This is a genomic window from Celeribacter marinus (assembly GCF_001308265.1).
In the GTDB taxonomy this organism is placed as follows: Bacteria; Pseudomonadota; Alphaproteobacteria; order Rhodobacterales; family Rhodobacteraceae; genus Celeribacter; species Celeribacter marinus.
On record NZ_CP012023.1, the window covers coordinates 3,058,094 to 3,072,598 of the forward strand.

21 protein-coding genes are annotated in these 14,505 nt (G+C 58.2%); 14 read left to right on the forward strand and 7 right to left on the reverse strand.

The window, feature by feature from the left end; genetic code table 11:
- Nucleotides 1–57: 57 nt before the first annotated feature.
- On the reverse strand, nt 58–1,224 hold the full coding sequence (locus IMCC12053_RS15210) for an MFS transporter (RefSeq protein ID WP_236852458.1): 1,167 nt from the start codon (nt 1,222–1,224) through the stop codon (nt 58–60).
- A gap of 243 nt (nt 1,225–1,467) precedes the next feature.
- On the opposite strand from IMCC12053_RS15210, the gene IMCC12053_RS15215 reads away from it, so the two are divergent.
- The gene (locus IMCC12053_RS15215) at nt 1,468–2,100 is read left to right on the forward strand and encodes a tyrosine-type recombinase/integrase (protein WP_062220516.1); all 633 of its coding nucleotides are present in this window, start codon (nt 1,468–1,470) and stop codon (nt 2,098–2,100) included.
- A gap of 137 nt (nt 2,101–2,237) precedes the next feature.
- Here IMCC12053_RS15215 and IMCC12053_RS15220 read toward each other — a convergent pair whose 3' ends face one another.
- Nucleotides 2,238–2,684, reverse strand: a complete 447-nt coding sequence (locus IMCC12053_RS15220) for an Lrp/AsnC family transcriptional regulator (RefSeq protein ID WP_062220518.1) — start codon at nt 2,682–2,684, stop codon at nt 2,238–2,240.
- A gap of 106 nt (nt 2,685–2,790) precedes the next feature.
- Here IMCC12053_RS15220 and IMCC12053_RS15225 point away from each other — a divergent pair, with 106 nt between their 5' ends.
- Complete coding sequence (locus IMCC12053_RS15225; protein WP_062220520.1) at nt 2,791–3,390, forward strand: LysE family translocator; 600 nt, start codon at nt 2,791–2,793, stop codon at nt 3,388–3,390.
- Nucleotides 3,391–3,916: 526 nt separating this feature from the next.
- The gene (locus IMCC12053_RS15230) at nt 3,917–5,176 is read left to right on the forward strand and encodes a tyrosine-type recombinase/integrase (RefSeq protein WP_062220522.1); all 1,260 of its coding nucleotides are present in this window, start codon (nt 3,917–3,919) and stop codon (nt 5,174–5,176) included.
- A gap of 10 nt (nt 5,177–5,186) precedes the next feature.
- Here the strand turns inward: IMCC12053_RS15230 and IMCC12053_RS15235 are convergent, their stop codons facing one another.
- Complete coding sequence (locus tag IMCC12053_RS15235; protein WP_236852460.1) at nt 5,187–5,789, reverse strand: hypothetical protein; 603 nt, start codon at nt 5,787–5,789, stop codon at nt 5,187–5,189.
- 226 nt (nt 5,790–6,015) lie between these two features.
- On the opposite strand from IMCC12053_RS15235, the gene IMCC12053_RS15240 reads away from it, so the two are divergent.
- The 11 genes from IMCC12053_RS15240 (at nt 6,016) to IMCC12053_RS15285 (ending at nt 12,890) form a co-directional block, all read left to right on the forward strand.
- Entirely contained in the window at nt 6,016–7,023 is a 1,008-nt protein-coding gene (locus tag IMCC12053_RS15240; RefSeq protein ID WP_062220526.1) for a helix-turn-helix transcriptional regulator, read from the forward strand.
- Nucleotides 7,024–7,350: 327 nt separating this feature from the next.
- Entirely contained in the window at nt 7,351–7,602 is a 252-nt protein-coding gene (locus tag IMCC12053_RS15245) for a helix-turn-helix transcriptional regulator (protein ID WP_062220528.1), read from the forward strand.
- Nucleotides 7,599–7,877: a hypothetical protein gene (locus tag IMCC12053_RS15250; protein ID WP_062220529.1), complete on the forward strand. Its 279-nt coding sequence runs from the start codon at nt 7,599–7,601 to the stop codon at nt 7,875–7,877. Before IMCC12053_RS15245 ends, IMCC12053_RS15250 begins: the two co-directional genes overlap by 4 nt.
- Nucleotides 7,874–8,326 carry a VRR-NUC domain-containing protein gene (locus IMCC12053_RS15255; RefSeq protein WP_062220532.1) on the forward strand — a complete coding sequence of 151 codons (453 nt, stop codon included), beginning with the start codon at nt 7,874–7,876 and terminating at the stop codon, nt 8,324–8,326. Before IMCC12053_RS15250 ends, IMCC12053_RS15255 begins: the two co-directional genes overlap by 4 nt.
- Entirely contained in the window at nt 8,323–9,330 is a 1,008-nt protein-coding gene (locus tag IMCC12053_RS15260) for a helix-turn-helix domain-containing protein (RefSeq protein WP_062220535.1), read from the forward strand. The genes IMCC12053_RS15255 and IMCC12053_RS15260 overlap by 4 nt, the downstream gene beginning before the upstream one ends.
- Entirely contained in the window at nt 9,327–10,025 is a 699-nt protein-coding gene (locus tag IMCC12053_RS15265; RefSeq protein ID WP_062220537.1) for a hypothetical protein, read from the forward strand. The genes IMCC12053_RS15260 and IMCC12053_RS15265 overlap by 4 nt, the downstream gene beginning before the upstream one ends.
- A 94-nt stretch (nt 10,026–10,119) precedes the next feature.
- A complete protein-coding gene (locus IMCC12053_RS15270; protein WP_062220539.1) occupies nt 10,120–10,365 on the forward strand; it encodes an AbrB/MazE/SpoVT family DNA-binding domain-containing protein in 246 nt (81 codons plus the stop codon).
- Nucleotides 10,362–10,769 carry a hypothetical protein gene (locus IMCC12053_RS15275; RefSeq protein ID WP_062220542.1) on the forward strand — a complete coding sequence of 136 codons (408 nt, stop codon included), beginning with the start codon at nt 10,362–10,364 and terminating at the stop codon, nt 10,767–10,769. Before IMCC12053_RS15270 ends, IMCC12053_RS15275 begins: the two co-directional genes overlap by 4 nt.
- 30 nt (nt 10,770–10,799) lie before the next feature.
- Nucleotides 10,800–10,976 (forward strand): hypothetical protein, encoded by a 177-nt coding sequence (locus IMCC12053_RS15890; RefSeq protein WP_156320751.1) that lies wholly within the window; start codon nt 10,800–10,802, stop codon nt 10,974–10,976.
- Nucleotides 10,977–11,421: 445 nt separating this feature from the next.
- The gene (locus tag IMCC12053_RS15280; RefSeq protein ID WP_062220544.1) at nt 11,422–12,684 is read left to right on the forward strand and encodes a site-specific DNA-methyltransferase; all 1,263 of its coding nucleotides are present in this window, start codon (nt 11,422–11,424) and stop codon (nt 12,682–12,684) included.
- Nucleotides 12,684–12,890, forward strand: a complete 207-nt coding sequence (locus tag IMCC12053_RS15285; protein WP_417903494.1) for a DUF7220 family protein — start codon at nt 12,684–12,686, stop codon at nt 12,888–12,890. Before IMCC12053_RS15280 ends, IMCC12053_RS15285 begins: the two co-directional genes overlap by 1 nt.
- A 9-nt stretch (nt 12,891–12,899) precedes the next feature.
- Here the strand turns inward: IMCC12053_RS15285 and IMCC12053_RS15290 are convergent, their stop codons facing one another.
- The 4 genes from IMCC12053_RS15290 to IMCC12053_RS15305 form a co-directional block, all read right to left on the reverse strand.
- Entirely contained in the window at nt 12,900–13,463 is a 564-nt protein-coding gene (locus IMCC12053_RS15290) for a DUF3489 domain-containing protein (protein WP_062220548.1), read from the reverse strand.
- Nucleotides 13,464–13,679: 216 nt separating this feature from the next.
- Nucleotides 13,680–13,961, reverse strand: coding sequence for a hypothetical protein (locus tag IMCC12053_RS15295; protein WP_062220550.1), 282 nt, complete (start codon nt 13,959–13,961; stop codon nt 13,680–13,682).
- A gap of 13 nt (nt 13,962–13,974) precedes the next feature.
- Entirely contained in the window at nt 13,975–14,193 is a 219-nt protein-coding gene (locus IMCC12053_RS15300; RefSeq protein ID WP_062220553.1) for a hypothetical protein, read from the reverse strand.
- Nucleotides 14,194–14,204: 11 nt separating this feature from the next.
- Nucleotides 14,205–14,387 carry a hypothetical protein gene (locus IMCC12053_RS15305; RefSeq protein ID WP_062220556.1) on the reverse strand — a complete coding sequence of 61 codons (183 nt, stop codon included), beginning with the start codon at nt 14,385–14,387 and terminating at the stop codon, nt 14,205–14,207.
- Nucleotides 14,388–14,505: the final 118 nt, after the last annotated feature.

The following is a 14,505-nucleotide window of genomic DNA, read 5'->3' on the forward strand; positions in this document are numbered from 1 at the left end:
TTCCACGAACAGTGATGTTCAGGGGTCATCGGTGCGATCATTAGGCTGATGCATGACTCACGAATTAGAGCTTAGCTCTGCACGCGCCAGTGCGCCTGGTTCCTCTCGTATGGGGAGGTGGATAAGCGCGGCCAAAAGGCCAAGTACTACGGCAGCCCACCACATAGGCGTGTAGTCCTGTGTTACATCATAAATGCGTCCACCTAACCACGCACCGACGAAACCGCCGGTCTGGTGGCTTAGGAAGACCAGTCCTGCGAGCGTTGAGAAGAACTTCAGTCCCTGTGTCTGTGCGACCAAGCCCATCGTCAGCGGCACAGTCGACAGCCACAAAAGCCCCATCAGCGCTGAGAAGATCAGCACGGTGACTTCGCTGACAGGTACAAGAATGAACGCCGCAATGACGAGTGCCCTCACGAAGTAGATACCGCTGAGAACACCTTTCTTGGAATATTTCTGACCTGACCATCCTGAGAGGAATGATCCCGCAATATTGAACAAGCCAATTAGTGCGAGCGACCATGCGCCGATCGATGCAGCCAGGCCCAGATCGACGACAAAGGCCGGCAGGTGTGTTTGGATGAAGGCGACGTGAAACCCACAAACGAAAAAGCCGAAGAAGAGGCAAAGATAGCTCCGGTCAGTAAATGCAATCGATAGCGCGCGGCCAAAATCGCCAGCGCTCGATCCCGATGCTGTTGGCTTTGAAGCTCTTGCGATGAAAATCAAGAATGGCAGGATCAGCGTAAAACTAAACCCAATTGCGATTAAGGCCGTCTGCCACCCTATCGCGCTGATCATCATGGTTGCTGTTGGCGCAGCCACAAACATCCCAAGTGAAGCCGCTGCCGTACCAAGACCGAGAATGAAGCTTCTGCGTTCGGGGCTCACAATCTTGCCAAGTGCACCGATTACAATAGGAAATGATGCGGCACCGGTACCTGCACCAACTAGTATGCCGGTCAGGATAAATGCTATCGGATCAGTGGTCATGCCACGCAGCGCGAAGCCAATCCCTGCGCAAATTGCACCAAAGGCAAGCACGCGTGCTGTACCATACCTGTCCGCAATCGCGCCTGCGATGGGCTGAGAAAAGCCCCATACAAGGGCCTGCACGCCAACGGAAAGCGAGAACGTCTCTCGCCCCCAACCAAGTTCACTCGACATGGGCGCGAGAAACACACCAAATGTCGCGGCAAACCCAAATCCCAGAAAGGCAATCATGCACCCGCCAAAAATGGCGGCATTCAATCCGACGGTTTTCGTATCATTGCTTGCCATAGGTACCCCCGCTACCGGCCGGATTATGCTGCCACTTACGGTCCTGCAAATCAACTGAACATATGCTCGATAATGGCCGTTTCGGGCTCGAAGCCGACCTCCGGTGCGATGCAGCATCATGTGCTATGATGTCTTGTCAACGTCGGGTTGTCGATGTGGGTGGGTGTGGTGGATGGAGGATCCATCATGGAAACACGAAACTTACCCGCCATCCGCGCGCTACGTCCTGCCTGGAACAAAGGCCGTATCGTTGGCCAAAAAAGACCGCTCAAGCCCAAACACGTCTGGGCCATCAGAGTGCGGCTGGAGCTGGCCGAGAACTATCGCGATCTGGCACTCTTCAATCTTGCCATCGACAGCAAGCTGCGTGGATGCGATCTGGTGAGAATGAAGGTGGCCGATGTCATGGCATCAGGTCAAATCAAAGAACGCGCGTCGGTTCTGCAGAGCAAGACGCAGAAGCCGGTCCGTTTCGAAATCTCCGAAGGCACCCGTGCATCGCTGGCAAGGTGGATGCGGGAGCCGTTGATGGTCGGGTCAGAATACCTCTGGCCCGGTCGCTTTCACGAAAGACTTCACATCTCGACGCGTCAATACGCACGTATTGTCCGTGACTGGGTGACGTCCATCGGGCTGGAGGCCAGTGCTTACGGCACGCATTCGATGAGGCGAACGAAGGTGACCCAGATCTACAAGAAAACGGGCAACCTTCGGGCCGTCCAACTGCTGCTGGGCCATACCAAGATGGATAGCACCGTCAGATACCTCGGCGTGGAACTTGAAGATGCGCTGATGATTGCTGAATCTATCGAGATCTAAGTCATGGGCCGTCTTCACGGACGGCCCTGAGCGGACGTTGGTAAGGTGCGCAGCGAATCGCGGCTTCTTAGCCCTAGCACGACATTCAGCAACGCTTGCACACAAATCCACAACCGACGCAGACTTGCACGTTCAGATCATGTAGCTCGTTCATCCTTGGGTGATCCCATCACGATATAGGACGTGATCGCATTGACGTGGGATTGGGTGCCTAAGACCTCTGTATGGAAGCGCTTGTATTCCGAGAGATCGGCGCTCTCGACGCGAAGGATATACTCGAAAGCCCCTGCTATATTGTGGCATTCGACGACTTCTGGCGCGACTGACATGGCGCGCTCGAAGCCCTCCTGTGCCGCCTTGGTATGGGAGGAGAGGCCGACCATGACGTAGGCGGAAAAACCACGGCCCATCCGTTCAGGGCTGGTCACGACCCTGTAGCCTCGGATCACTCCTATTCGCTCCAGCTCTTGAACCCGTCTCAGGCAGGCCGAGGGAGAAAGGCTGACACGTTCGGCCAGAGCGACATTGCTGATCCGCCCGTCGCGCCGCAGCTCGCGCAATATTCTATGGTCAATAGCGTCCATTTGCCGTCCATAATTGTGCAGATATCTCTCAGTATAGTATATTAGACGATATATTGCGACCTCTTCTCACTATTGTTGCGCACAGACAATACTAGAGGAACACCCCATGAGTTTCGCTATCCTGACCGCCCTTCTGGGCTTCGCATTCGTCACGACCGTCACGCCGGGGCCGAACAACCTGATGCTGATGGCCTCTGGCGCGAACTTCGGCTTCCGCCGGACCTTGCCGCACATGCTTGGCATCGTTGGGGGTTTGTCCGTGATGGCTCTGCTGGTTGGAGCGGGGCTGATGGCGTTATTCGACGCATTGCCTGCGCTGAACCTGGTGCTGAAGGTCGCCTCCGTCTGCTACCTGCTCTGGCTCGCATTGAAAATCGCGACGGCTGCTCCGATGGCAGAGCGGGACGCGGACAGTCGTCCGATGACCTTTCTGCAAGCGGCCGCTTTCCAGTGGGTGAACCCCAAGGCTTGGGCCATGTGCCTGTCCGCCATCACACTCTACGCGCCAGACCGCACGCTTCTGTCGGTCGCCATCGTAGCTGGTGCGTTCGCGGTCGTCTGCTTTCCGGCGATCTCTGTCTGGGCATGGCTCGGGACCGTGGTCCGGCAATGGCTGTCAAACGCAACCCGGCTCAAGGTCTTCAACATAACCATGGCGGCTTTGCTGGTGGCGTCGCTCTATCCCGTGCTCGGGCTCGGAAGCTGACGATTGAGTTGCCAAACTTGGTTCTGGCAAGGTGCAGCTGAACTGGCTGTGGCATTGGTGGTGGGGTCCGCCTTGTCCTGCAATCCGGTCATTGGCGCCAAGCGCCGCGAATGACCGCATTCCGCTACATATTTGGGCCATCTCCCACTTCCAGTCGACTGGGAGCCGACGGTCACCACACCCGCCTCGCTGAGATGCGCCGCCGTCACACCGACGTTCACCTTTTTCATCACGCATCCAGCATTGTGTACGATTGAACCGGTGCTGGAACGCTTCACGCCAGCTTTGACACTTCGCTGGTTTTGCGATGCCCGCCACTGCCTGCGCCCGGAATTCTCCCGTGCTTCTTCACGTTATTCGATCCGGTTGCGCTGGGCGGTGCGGCTAACCCATTGACATCGCTATGCGGAATTTCCTTCTGGCGCCAATTCCACCTTCCGCCTGTTTTCCGCCCCTGCCCCCGTGCTCTGACTTGATAGAGGCGTCGATCTACGCCTGTGTCGATCACGAAAGGAGGGCCAGGTGAATGGTCAAACGATTGAAGCTAAGTGAGAAAGTGCTGCGCGATGCAGAGCCGCTGGAAGGGAATAGTTACCAGATCTTCGATACCGACATACGCGGACTGGCGGCGCGTATACAACCATCCGGCAATCGCGCCTTTACTTTGGATTACCGTTTCGCCGGACGGCAGAGGCGGATGTCGATCGGGCGCTGGCCGGAATGGAGCGTTACGGCCGCGCGCGAACGCGCCAAAGAGCTAAGGCGGATGATCGATGAAGGTCAGGACCCTTTGGCAGCCAAGGAAGAGCTGCGCACGGCGCCACGCATCTCCGATATGATCGACCGTTACATCCGCGAGCACTTGCCCAAACTGTCTCCCACCAATGCCGGCGATCAAATATCAATGCTCAAGAAGATGCTCGACCCGGCATGGGGCAACCGCCTTGTCACCGACATCACCAAATCAGATGTAGCCACGTTTCTGGATCTCGTCGCCGAAGGCCGCCCCCGCCCGTGCAAGCTCAAGCCCAATAATCGGGCCCGCAAGCTGCAAGGGCACAAACCAACGCCAATCCGCGCCAATCGAATGGGCGAGGTGCTGCGCAAGATGTTCACGCTCGCCATGGAATGGGAATGGCGCGCGGACAATCCGGCACAGGGCTTCCACCGGCGTATCGAAAATGCCCGCGAGCGGTTTCTGAGCCCCGAAGAGCTTGTCCGGCTTGCCGCCACACTCGACGCGGCCACGGATCAGCGTGCCGCCTCGATCATTCGCATGTGCATGCTGACGGGTGCGCGGGTCGGTGAGGTCCGCACTGCGCGGTTCGAGCAATTCAATCTGGATTACGCCATCTGGTCCAAACCCGCCGCGACCACCAAACAACGCAAGATCCACCGCGTGCCGATCTCACAAGACGTGACCGCTATCGTGCGTCAGCGCCAACTGGTGGTGCCGAACGGCAATCCCTGGCTCTTCCCAGGCGATACTGTCGGACAACCCGTCAAAGAAATTCGCCGCTTTTGGGTGAAGGTGCAGCGTGAGGCAGATCTGCATGATGTTCGCATCCATGACCTGCGTCACACGTTTGCGTCCCTGCTGGTCAGTGGCGGTGCATCCCTGGAAATTATTGGCCGCCTATTGGGACACACCCAGATGCAAACCACGCAGCGATACGCGCATCTGATGGACTCGCCCCTGCGTGCAGGCGTGGACAGCGTGGCCAGTATCTTCCGCCCACGCCCCCGGGTTGTGCATGATGCTGAACCGGATCAACGCTCCGCATAATTGCGGAGCGTCACTTGTCGCCCCGCAGAATGCGCCAGACCAATATAATGCGCTTCCGGATCGTGCTGTCCTCGGGAACCTTGCCAGATTTCGAACTGCGGATGAACCATTCCTGTATTTCGCCTACCAGTGCCGCCTGACTTTCAGGCAATCCCTCTTCATTGATCCGCTTGAAGAGCCAGGCATACATGGCGTCCCAATCATAGCGCGGCGCAGCACCAGCGGAATGCATGCTACGACGCAAGATATCGCGCTCGTCCTCATAACACTGTACATCCTGACCAGGCACCAGAAGATCAATGCTGCGGATGACCAGCCCCTCCGCAGGTTCGGTGATGTATAACCACTCACCACCCTCATATGGCGCGATGCGGCGCAGCGTGGTGGTTTCGTCGCTGGGACCCGTCCGGCGGAACATCGGCAACATATCCCCGACATTCACCTGCACAAGACCACCGATGCGTTGATGACCACAGGTAACCGGCGAGATACCAATAAACACACGCAGCTGCCCGAGAATGGCCGCATCTACAACCTTGTGCAGAGGACATTGCCAGCGGATCGCCAGCTCCGCCATCGAAAAGAAAGCGCTTGGTGAGGCAGTCATATTCATTCTCCTTTATCCTTGTCACCCTTTGGCCAGCCACACATGCCCCGGCATTCCCCACGCTTTGCGCGGGCAATGCGCCTCCGGTCACGCGCCGATACGGCGCGCGTTGGTGGTTTGCGCAAGCGATGTGCAAGAGGGGAATAAGAATCGCCTCAACCGACTTGGACAGCTTGCGCGAAGCTGTACAAAATGCACTATTGAGGGTGGCAAATTATGGCACCCTACTGAGATGACCTATGTCCCTTTCTCGAAAACGCTGGAGCTTATGCAACTGGCCGACATGGCTGCCTTGCAGCCAAAAGGGGTTTGCCTGAAAGACATTCAGAGCACTTTCAAAGTGAACCACCGCAGCGCTCAGCGCATGGCACGCGCACTGGAAAAGGTATTTCCGACCGTCGACGTGAACATCGACCCGGATGATCGCCGCAAGTGGTGGTCATTCTCGGGACAAGAACGCCTGTTGCGCCTGCAAGGCATTCAGGACGATGAGCTATCAGCTTTAGAGATGGGTATTCGCCGTGCGACTCGCGACGGTGCTGTAACCGAGGTACGCGCGCTGGAAACCTTACGTTCCCGGATCATTGCGTTGCATCCAACAGGCGAGGTTCTGCGCGCAGAGACGGATGCAGAGGCGACGCTGCAAGCGCGAGGCCATGCCTGCCGCCCCGGTCCACGTACGTCCTACGATCCGGAAATCCTCACTGTGATCGACCTCGCACTCAAAGGCCCATTCAAGCTGGATGTGGACTATATCGGGGAGCGGGATGATGCCCCCCACACACGGCGGGTCGAACCTTACGGTGTGTTGTTCGGTCTGCGTTGTTATCTGATTTGCCGCCAACCGCAGCGAGACGCCCGTGTCCGGCATTTACGGCTCGACCGCTTGCGCGGAGCGCGGCTAGTCAAAGAGACATTCGTGCGTGACCCCGGCTTTGACATTGCGGGGCATGCGGCCCGATCTTTCGAGTGCTTTCATTCCGAAACGGAGTTTGGCACCGTCATCTGGCACTTCAACAAGCGTGCTGCGCCAGTGGCCCGCAACTATGTGTTTCACCCCAACCAGATCATGCAGGATGATAAGGAGGGTGGGCTGATCGTCAGCTTCGAGGCCGGTGGCTGGCTGGAAATGGCTTGGCACCTTTACAAATGGGGCGACACGGTCGAGGTCATCGCCCCCGATGAATTACGCAAGCTGGTTGCCGACCACCGGCGGCCTGATTTCCCCTCACTGCCGTAGTCGCCCGCACTTATCCGGCGGGTTTCGCCTGCAACCGTTTGCGTCGCGCTAAGATCTGCCTGACGCACTGCGAACCTGCGCGTTCACAAATCAAGCAGCCGCCGTGCCGCCACACCGCCTTTGGCAGGGGTGGAATTGCATCAGGAAATTCCGAATTTAGGCCACGGAAAAGGCGCGCTGGCATGCCGAGAAATCATAAAACCCAATAAAACATGGGGTGGAATTCACCTCTCTTCCCAATTCCACCTTCCGCCTCGTTTCCACCCCTCGACCTCTGCTTCGATCACCTGAGCCCGAACAGTCGGGCCCGATATAAGGAGATCACCCATGTCGCAGATGATGATACATGAACCGGCCCCAGAGCCGTCGAACCTGCTGGCCGACTGGATCAGCAGGGAACAGCTGGCCCAGGACCTGACAATCAAGCCCGATACATTGTCGCGGTGGGAAGCGCGACGCGAAGGGCCGCCCTGCATGCGCATTGGCCGTAAGGTCTTTTATCGCCGTAGCAGTGTTGAGGCGTGGCTCCTGAGCCGCGAGCAAAGTCACCCGACCCGCAAACGGGGGGCACGCCGATGAGCATCCCCCTGCCCTTCCGTCAACGGAGCCGGCGCGCTGAACGTGATGAGGCGCGCGCGGACTGGATTGACGAGCGGCGGCGCGAGGCCCGCATCGTCGTGGCTGACGTCATCCATCATTCCGACCATCTGCTGCGCATCGCCTGCAATGTCTTGGTCCGCCATGGCGAGACACCCGAGGAACGCGAGGACGCGCGGATCTTGCTGGTCGTGCTGGAGGCCAAGACCCCGGGGCGCCGCAATCATCACAACCAGGATCCGGAGGTAGAACGATGAAGCGGCGTAGAACACCCGAGGCCGATCTGCAGCGCGCTGTTGTGGTCGCCCTGCGCTTTGCCCTCCCCAAGGGGGCGATCGTGCATCACTGCGCCAATGAGGTCACCGAGGGCGGGCCCCGCGGTGCGCGGCGTCAGGCGATCTTGGTTGGCATGGGCGTGCATCCCGGCTTTGCCGATCTCATCGTACTCTGTGACGGGCGCGTACTGTTTTTGGAATTGAAGTCTCTGAAGGGGCGGCTCAGTCCCGCGCAGGAGGCGTTCCGCGATGCAGTCCTGGCGCAAGGCTTCGGTTGGGCACTGGTGCGCTCGCTTGATGATGCGCTGGGCGCGCTGGCGGATCACGGATTCACAACGCGGGTCGTGCAAACCAGTACACCGGACGCCCCGCGCGATGCAGGGGCACGCCACGATGGTACCGGTCCTTCGGCGCGGAGGGTCACCTCATGAGCCATGCTGCCACCAACTGGGCCATCCAGCGCCGCGGGCTCAAGCCCACCACCAAAATCGTCCTCTGGCATCTTTGCGATCGTCACAACCCAGACTTTGGCTGCTTCCCCTCCCAAGCGCGGCTGGCGCATGATTGCGAGATCAGCCGATCAACACTGAATGACCACCTGACGCTCCTTGAAAGCGTTGGGCTGATCCGCCGGGTACAACGGCTTAACCCAAGCACCAAGCGACAGATGCCGACCAGCTACATCTTGGCCTTCGAGCCGGGCTTTACCCAAGATCGCGCGGTGTCGTGTTTGGAAACCGGACACGGCTTCGAAGCGACCGAAACAGGTGCAAGTGAGGACTCGAAAACCCCACCCCTTTCTGTGGATAAGCCTGTGGATAACTCGTGTATGGGGGCGAAATCCACATACCGAGCCGTGTCCGATTTTAACCCCGACCCGTGTCCGGAAAATACCGGTTCCCGTGTCCGAAATTCGGACACTAACCCTGTAAGAGAACCAATAAGTAAACCTGTAAAGGAGGAGGACGCGCGAAGACGCGAACGCGTCGATGACCAGTTTTTTGGATCGCTGCTGATGGCGCTGGGCTTTGACCCTGACGGGCCCCTGCCCGACTGGTGGCAAGGCTGGCCACCGCGTGAGCACGCTGGACGATGGATTGATGATCTTGGGCTGAGCGAGGCGGAGATCATCGAGACGGCTAAAGGTTCTCGCCAATACCACCCCGAGCCACCTGACGGACCTAAGGCGCTGGATCGCGTCATGCAGCGCACAGCCCAGCGCAAAGGGGATGAGACGTCCAGCGGTCGGCGCAAAGCGCAAAAGCCAGCGAAATCAAAACGCCAACCAATCGCTGATATGGCCGCCTTCTACGCCGATTGGGTGAACTCGGAGAAATACCTCCCCTCTAGTGCAATCAGCAACAGCATGCGCGACCAGATACTCGCCCGGGGCCTTGTCACACCACAGCAACTTCGTGAGCGAGGCGTCCAATGAAACACGATCGCAATTTGCACAGCGCGTCACAGCAAGCTGGTCATGGGCGGCCCAAGCGCATCATGACAGTGCAGCAGGCTCTGGAATGGGCCTTTCGCACAGAATGCGCACAGCTGGAGCTGCCTGAACCACCCGATCCAGAGCGAGAGCATGGCTATGGGTTCGGCCTTGAATACGTGCTGATGCAACGCGCCGCGCTGGGCTGCAAAATCGATGGCGGTCGCTACAAGCTGGGCGATTACACCCACGAGGATGCCGAGGTCATTGCCGCGACTGTTTCTGGAATACCAGATAGCTTAGGGGGCAAACGCATGGCCATCCGGGTGGCAGAGCTTGCACGCGCTGGGCTCACACCGGACTGGATGCCGGGAGCCGTGCCGCGCTGTGTACCTGTGGAAATGAAGCGCAATCGGCATGGGGATCATGCAACGACTGTGGTGGTTGGAACCGAGAGGGTACTATCGCGAGGGAAGTGGCGGACGGTGGAGGTCAGGGCATGCCCAGTTACTTACTCCCCCTATCCGGAACAGATTGAAGCCGCACGGCGCGACTATCAGGCTTGGCGGCGGGCGCTGGCCTGGGTGCGAGACGGGCTCAAGGATGGGGGAATGCTGCGAGAGGTCGAAGTGATGGAAGGGATGCCACGGGTTAGGCCGTGGGTAAAGCCCAAGAGCCGAAAGCTTGCTGAACGCTAATCAAACAACGTTGACTTTTGGCAATAGGGCGTATATACAAAACGTATAAACACCCTAGCTGACTAACCAAACAAACAGAAAGCAAGCGGACACCATGGTGACCACAACCAATAAAATTAAGAAGATCGGAAACGGCCACTTTATACCGCTGTCTGCCCCGACGATGGACGCATTGCAACTGCGCGCTGGGCAGCAGGTTACGCTGTCGACGGATGACGGCACACTTGTCGTGCGTACCGTCGATGATGACTACGCCAAAACGCGTGAAGCAGCTGCACGGGTCACCCAAAGGTATCGGCGCACCCTCGTCAAGCTTGGTCGCGAAGGCGACGCCGCGTGACCGCAGAAGACAACGGGTATGCTTGGCCCAATGCAGATGCGATCTTAGACGAGACTTCGGCTTTCATGGAGACCATGGGGCATCGCATGGTCTTGAACGAGCGTGATGCATTTGAAGCAGGCCTCGAGCGGGCAAGGTCAGCCGCTAAATACCAGCCAGAAGCGAAGTTAGCTTACCTCGCAGCCTTGATGTACGATGGTGTCTCAACACGGCACGCGTTGATGGATGGTAACAAACGAGCGGGTGCAATCGCGTCTTTGACCTTCATTGCAATGAATGGTTCTTTTTTGGATGTTTCTGAGACTGAACTCGAAGCGAAGCTGCGAGCCCGTGTCGCCAGCGAGCTAAGCGTCAGCGACTTAGCCGAGTACTTCGAGGTCAACATTTATCCGGATATCGAGTAATCAGAACAGCAAAGCATGGGAGACGGGCAAATGAGCCGTCGTACTGTCAACACAGATGCCGAGCTGAACCAAGCTCTTAGTGAGATCGAAGGATACTTCGACACACCTCCCGAGCCCGGCTCAAAGGAGGCACGGACCTTTGATCGCCTTGCCAAAGCAATTGCTGACTTCGAAGACAAAGCCTACCCAGCCTCCGCTAGCAAATAGGTCCACCGTCGCCTATCTCCCCTCCCATGGTTCCTCCCCGACCCTTTGTGTATACGGGGGGGCTTGGCGCGCCATTTCGCTAGCGCGTGGCTTTTTCACCGGGGAATCCACTTTGGAATCCACCCCTCAAAGGGGCTATCTTTTACTGTTTATTTTCAGAGCCTTAATTGTTTTCAGGGTGGATTCTTGACTGTTTCAATCAAGAATCCACTTGGGAATCCACCACTGACACCTTTAGCGCATGACCCTCTTTGCAAAAATGTGACTCCGATTCACATTTGAGATTGACTTTTCTAGCCCCCTTGACGTACCCCTTGATCATCGAAGATTTGCGCTCGGAGGATCCCCCTCGCGGGCGCTTTTGTTTTCCTGACATTGCGACGCCGGATGAACCCTTTGGGGTATTTCCCTGCGCATCGCCCTCACCTAGTGAGCCCCCTGCCCGATGGATCTTGTTTTTGCGCCGCGCCAGATTGAAGTCTGGCCGATTGACCGTCTGCGCCCTTATGCCAAGAATGCAAAGATCCATGGCGAGGCGCAGGTGTCGAAGATCGCGGCCAGCATGGCCAAGTTTGGCTGGACAGTGCCATGTCTGGTTGCTGATGACGGTGAGCTGATCGCCGGCCACGGCCGTGTTCTGGCCGCGGGCATTCTGGGTCTGGAGGATGTGCCAGTCATTCGCTTAGGTCATCTCGATGAAGCGGAGCGCCGAGCGTACCGCATTGCCGATAATAAGCTGACTGAGCTTGGCGAATGGGATGACGCCATTCTGCGCGACGAGATCACGGGGTTGCTGGCTGACGATTTCGACCTCGACCTGCTGGGGTTTTCCGATGAGGACCTGGATGTCCTGCTTCAGGATCCGGACGCGCTAGGCAGCGAGGGTGCTATCGAGGGCGAGGATGATATTCCTGAGCCACCGGGGACGCCGGTATCTGTAGCAGGTGATTTGTGGCAGCTCGGGCCGCATCGTTTGATTTGCGGCGATAGCACATCTGCCGATGTAGTCGGACGGCTTCTTGGCGATGTGAAGCCACAGCTGATGGTGACCGATCCACCCTACGGCGTGGACTATGATCCCGGGTGGCGCAATAAAGCTGGCGCCGCGGCAACCAAGCGCACCGGCAAGGTCCTGAATGACGACCGCGCGGACTGGCGCGAGGCTTGGTCGCTATTCCCGGGCGATGTTGCCTATATCTGGCATGGCGCGCTGCATGCGGCGACCGTAGCTGAAAGCCTCACGGTGACAGGCTTCAATATCCGCTCCCAAATCATCTGGGCCAAGGACCGGCTGGTTCTGAGCCGCGGGGACTATCACTGGCAGCACGAGCCCTGCTGGTATGCGGTGCGCGCCAAGGGCAAAGGCCACTGGGCAGGCGACCGTAAGCAGACCACGCTGTGGCAGATTGCAAACAAGGATCAGGATGCCGAGACCGTGCATGGTACACAGAAACCTGTGGAATGCATGCGCCGGCCGATCCTGAACAATTCAAGCCCCGGGCAGGCCGTCTATGAGCCCTTCATGGGATCTGGCACGACGCTCATCGCCGCCGAGACTACGGGGCGCGTGTGCTATGGGGTGGAGTTGAACCCCGCCTATGTGGATGTGGCCATCGAACGCTGGCAAGCCTTCACCGGTGAAGAGGCTGTTCTAGCAGACAGTGGTGAGAGTTTTGCAAGCCTCAAATCGAAGCGGTTAGCAGCGTGATGCAGTCGCGGCGCCAATCGCTTATCGAGGCGATCACCAATGTTGTAGTGGGCTATGCGCTGGCGGTGCTGACGCAGATCGTGGTGTTTCCGTGGTTCGGGTTGAAAGTCAGCCTGAGCGACAATCTCGCGATCGGCGCAATCTTCATGTTGATCTCGCTGCTGCGCAACTACGCTCTGCGCCGGCTGTTCGAGCGCTGGGGATGACTAGTGCGCTCAGGTCGCGTCCAATTTGTAAACGGTGCCGCGCCCGTCTTGTTTCTCGGATGTGACAAGCAGGCCCAGCTTCTTCTTCAGGCCGCCCGAGATCAGGCCACGGATACTATGTGGTAACCAGCCCGTCACTGCGGCGATTTCTTTGACTGAGGCCCCACCCGGTTGCTGCAGCAGTGCGATAATCTGCGCCTGTTTGGTATTGGTGCGCGGCGTTGGTTTCTTCGTACTCGAGGTTGAGGCTGAGGCTGAGGCTGAGGCTAAAACTGCCCGATTGCGGACCGCGGCCATGGTTTTGACGACAACCGGCTCTATCCCGACCGCTAGGAGCCCTGCGTCGGTCACAACCAGCGTGGTTCCATGACCATCACCAGTTTCGCGCCAGAGTGGCTCGCCTTTACGCGTGTTGGCATCGATCTCTTCAAGCCAGCCGCGTTCACACATCATGGTGACCACCTTCTTGGCTGCTGCACCATGCAGCCCCTTGGGCAGCGGCATTGCAATATTGTCGGCGCGCTTGGCGCCTGTGGTAAGAAGCAAGCTTTGGGTTTTGGTCAGATTGGGCATTAGGGCCTCCGATGGGACGGGTGTCGCAAGATGCCCACCCTTCTACCGGCGCAGGGCCCGCGCTGGCGCGGGCCAAACAAAGCCTCATGGGTGTCGGTTAGCCTGCCTCTGCCAGCGGCGGATCGCTGACTTGATGGCGATCACGCGGCGGACAGTTTGTCATAGCACCGAAGAAGCCATAAGCTTCGTTTCGGGGCGGTAGCCTGGCAGGCGCGGTCATCGACCGGTCCTCCATTCAATCCAGCGGCCTTGCGCGAACACATAAGTGTGGCAGAAGTCGCAGCGCGGTTCGGGATAGATCACCGGCGCCCGCGGTGGATCGTAACAATCCAATGCATCGGTACTGACGTGGCGGATTTCGCGGGCAGCAAGAATGTCTTCAGGCGTCCAGCGGGCCAGCGCTGGCAGCATATGAGAGGGGTAGCCGTCGAAATGAACATAGATGTGAGCCCATTCTTGGGCCCCCGTATGGATGGTAATCTGCGCGCGCGTGCTCATGGTCTACTCTCCCTCAAATCAGCTGCAGATCAGCCAACGCTGCGCAGGCAGCAGCAAGCTGGCAGGTCGGCAGTTCGATCTTGATGTGGCTGATCACGTCCGCGGTCTCAGCCTTGATCCCGTCCTCACGCAGGGTCGTCTCAATAGCCTCGGCAACGGCGTCGGGGCGGCTGCGGTCAAAATGGTCAGGCAATGCGGCGTGGTCGATGCGGATGGTTGTGATGACGGTCATGGTTGGACCTCTCAATCTTGCTGGTCGATCATGGCAAGAATGGCGATCGCCATCCCGCCAAGCAGTTCGCTGCGGCGAAACACGATCTCGTCGATCTCGCCGGCGCTAGTGATGGTGGGATCGACTGCCAGGCTGTCTGCCATGTGTGGCAGGATGCGGCGGGTCTCGGCGTTGTAGCGTTCTGCAAGGGTCATGGTTTTGTCTCCGGTCAGGCATCTTTGCGTGCGACCAGAGTCGCTCTGCTGCGGAGTATAATCAACTCAAATATACAGTTTTTTATGTTTATTTTCAATATATTGAGATTAAGCCAAG

Bases quoted from the DNA above. Each gene is read 5' to 3' on its own strand.
- IMCC12053_RS15250 (WP_062220529.1), top strand. From the start codon at position 7,599: ATGAGCATCCCCCTGCCCTTCCGTCAACGGAGCCGGCGCGCTGAACGT.
- IMCC12053_RS15265 (WP_062220537.1), top strand. From the start codon at position 9,327: ATGAAACACGATCGCAATTTGCACAGCGCGTCACAGCAAGCTGGTCAT.
- IMCC12053_RS15285 (WP_417903494.1), top strand. From the start codon at position 12,684: ATGCAGTCGCGGCGCCAATCGCTTATCGAGGCGATCACCAATGTTGTA.
- IMCC12053_RS15220 (WP_062220518.1), bottom strand. From the start codon at position 2,684: ATGGACGCTATTGACCATAGAATATTGCGCGAGCTGCGGCGCGACGGG.
- IMCC12053_RS15300 (WP_062220553.1), bottom strand. From the start codon at position 14,193: ATGACCGTCATCACAACCATCCGCATCGACCACGCCGCATTGCCTGAC.
- IMCC12053_RS15260 (WP_062220535.1), top strand. From the start codon at position 8,323: ATGAGCCATGCTGCCACCAACTGGGCCATCCAGCGCCGCGGGCTCAAG.
- IMCC12053_RS15210 (WP_236852458.1), bottom strand. From the start codon at position 1,224: ATGATTGCCTTTCTGGGATTTGGGTTTGCCGCGACATTTGGTGTGTTT.
- IMCC12053_RS15280 (WP_062220544.1), top strand. From the start codon at position 11,422: ATGGATCTTGTTTTTGCGCCGCGCCAGATTGAAGTCTGGCCGATTGAC.
- IMCC12053_RS15305 (WP_062220556.1), bottom strand. From the start codon at position 14,387: ATGACCCTTGCAGAACGCTACAACGCCGAGACCCGCCGCATCCTGCCA.
- IMCC12053_RS15225 (WP_062220520.1), top strand. From the start codon at position 2,791: ATGAGTTTCGCTATCCTGACCGCCCTTCTGGGCTTCGCATTCGTCACG.
- IMCC12053_RS15235 (WP_236852460.1), bottom strand. From the start codon at position 5,789: ATGAATATGACTGCCTCACCAAGCGCTTTCTTTTCGATGGCGGAGCTG.
- IMCC12053_RS15290 (WP_062220548.1), bottom strand. From the start codon at position 13,463: ATGCCCAATCTGACCAAAACCCAAAGCTTGCTTCTTACCACAGGCGCC.
- IMCC12053_RS15270 (WP_062220539.1), top strand. From the start codon at position 10,120: ATGGTGACCACAACCAATAAAATTAAGAAGATCGGAAACGGCCACTTT.
- IMCC12053_RS15295 (WP_062220550.1), bottom strand. From the start codon at position 13,961: ATGAGCACGCGCGCGCAGATTACCATCCATACGGGGGCCCAAGAATGG.
- IMCC12053_RS15230 (WP_062220522.1), top strand. From the start codon at position 3,917: ATGGTCAAACGATTGAAGCTAAGTGAGAAAGTGCTGCGCGATGCAGAG.
- IMCC12053_RS15240 (WP_062220526.1), top strand. From the start codon at position 6,016: ATGACCTATGTCCCTTTCTCGAAAACGCTGGAGCTTATGCAACTGGCC.
- IMCC12053_RS15215 (WP_062220516.1), top strand. From the start codon at position 1,468: ATGGAAACACGAAACTTACCCGCCATCCGCGCGCTACGTCCTGCCTGG.
- IMCC12053_RS15890 (WP_156320751.1), top strand. From the start codon at position 10,800: ATGAGCCGTCGTACTGTCAACACAGATGCCGAGCTGAACCAAGCTCTT.
- IMCC12053_RS15245 (WP_062220528.1), top strand. From the start codon at position 7,351: ATGTCGCAGATGATGATACATGAACCGGCCCCAGAGCCGTCGAACCTG.
- IMCC12053_RS15255 (WP_062220532.1), top strand. From the start codon at position 7,874: ATGAAGCGGCGTAGAACACCCGAGGCCGATCTGCAGCGCGCTGTTGTG.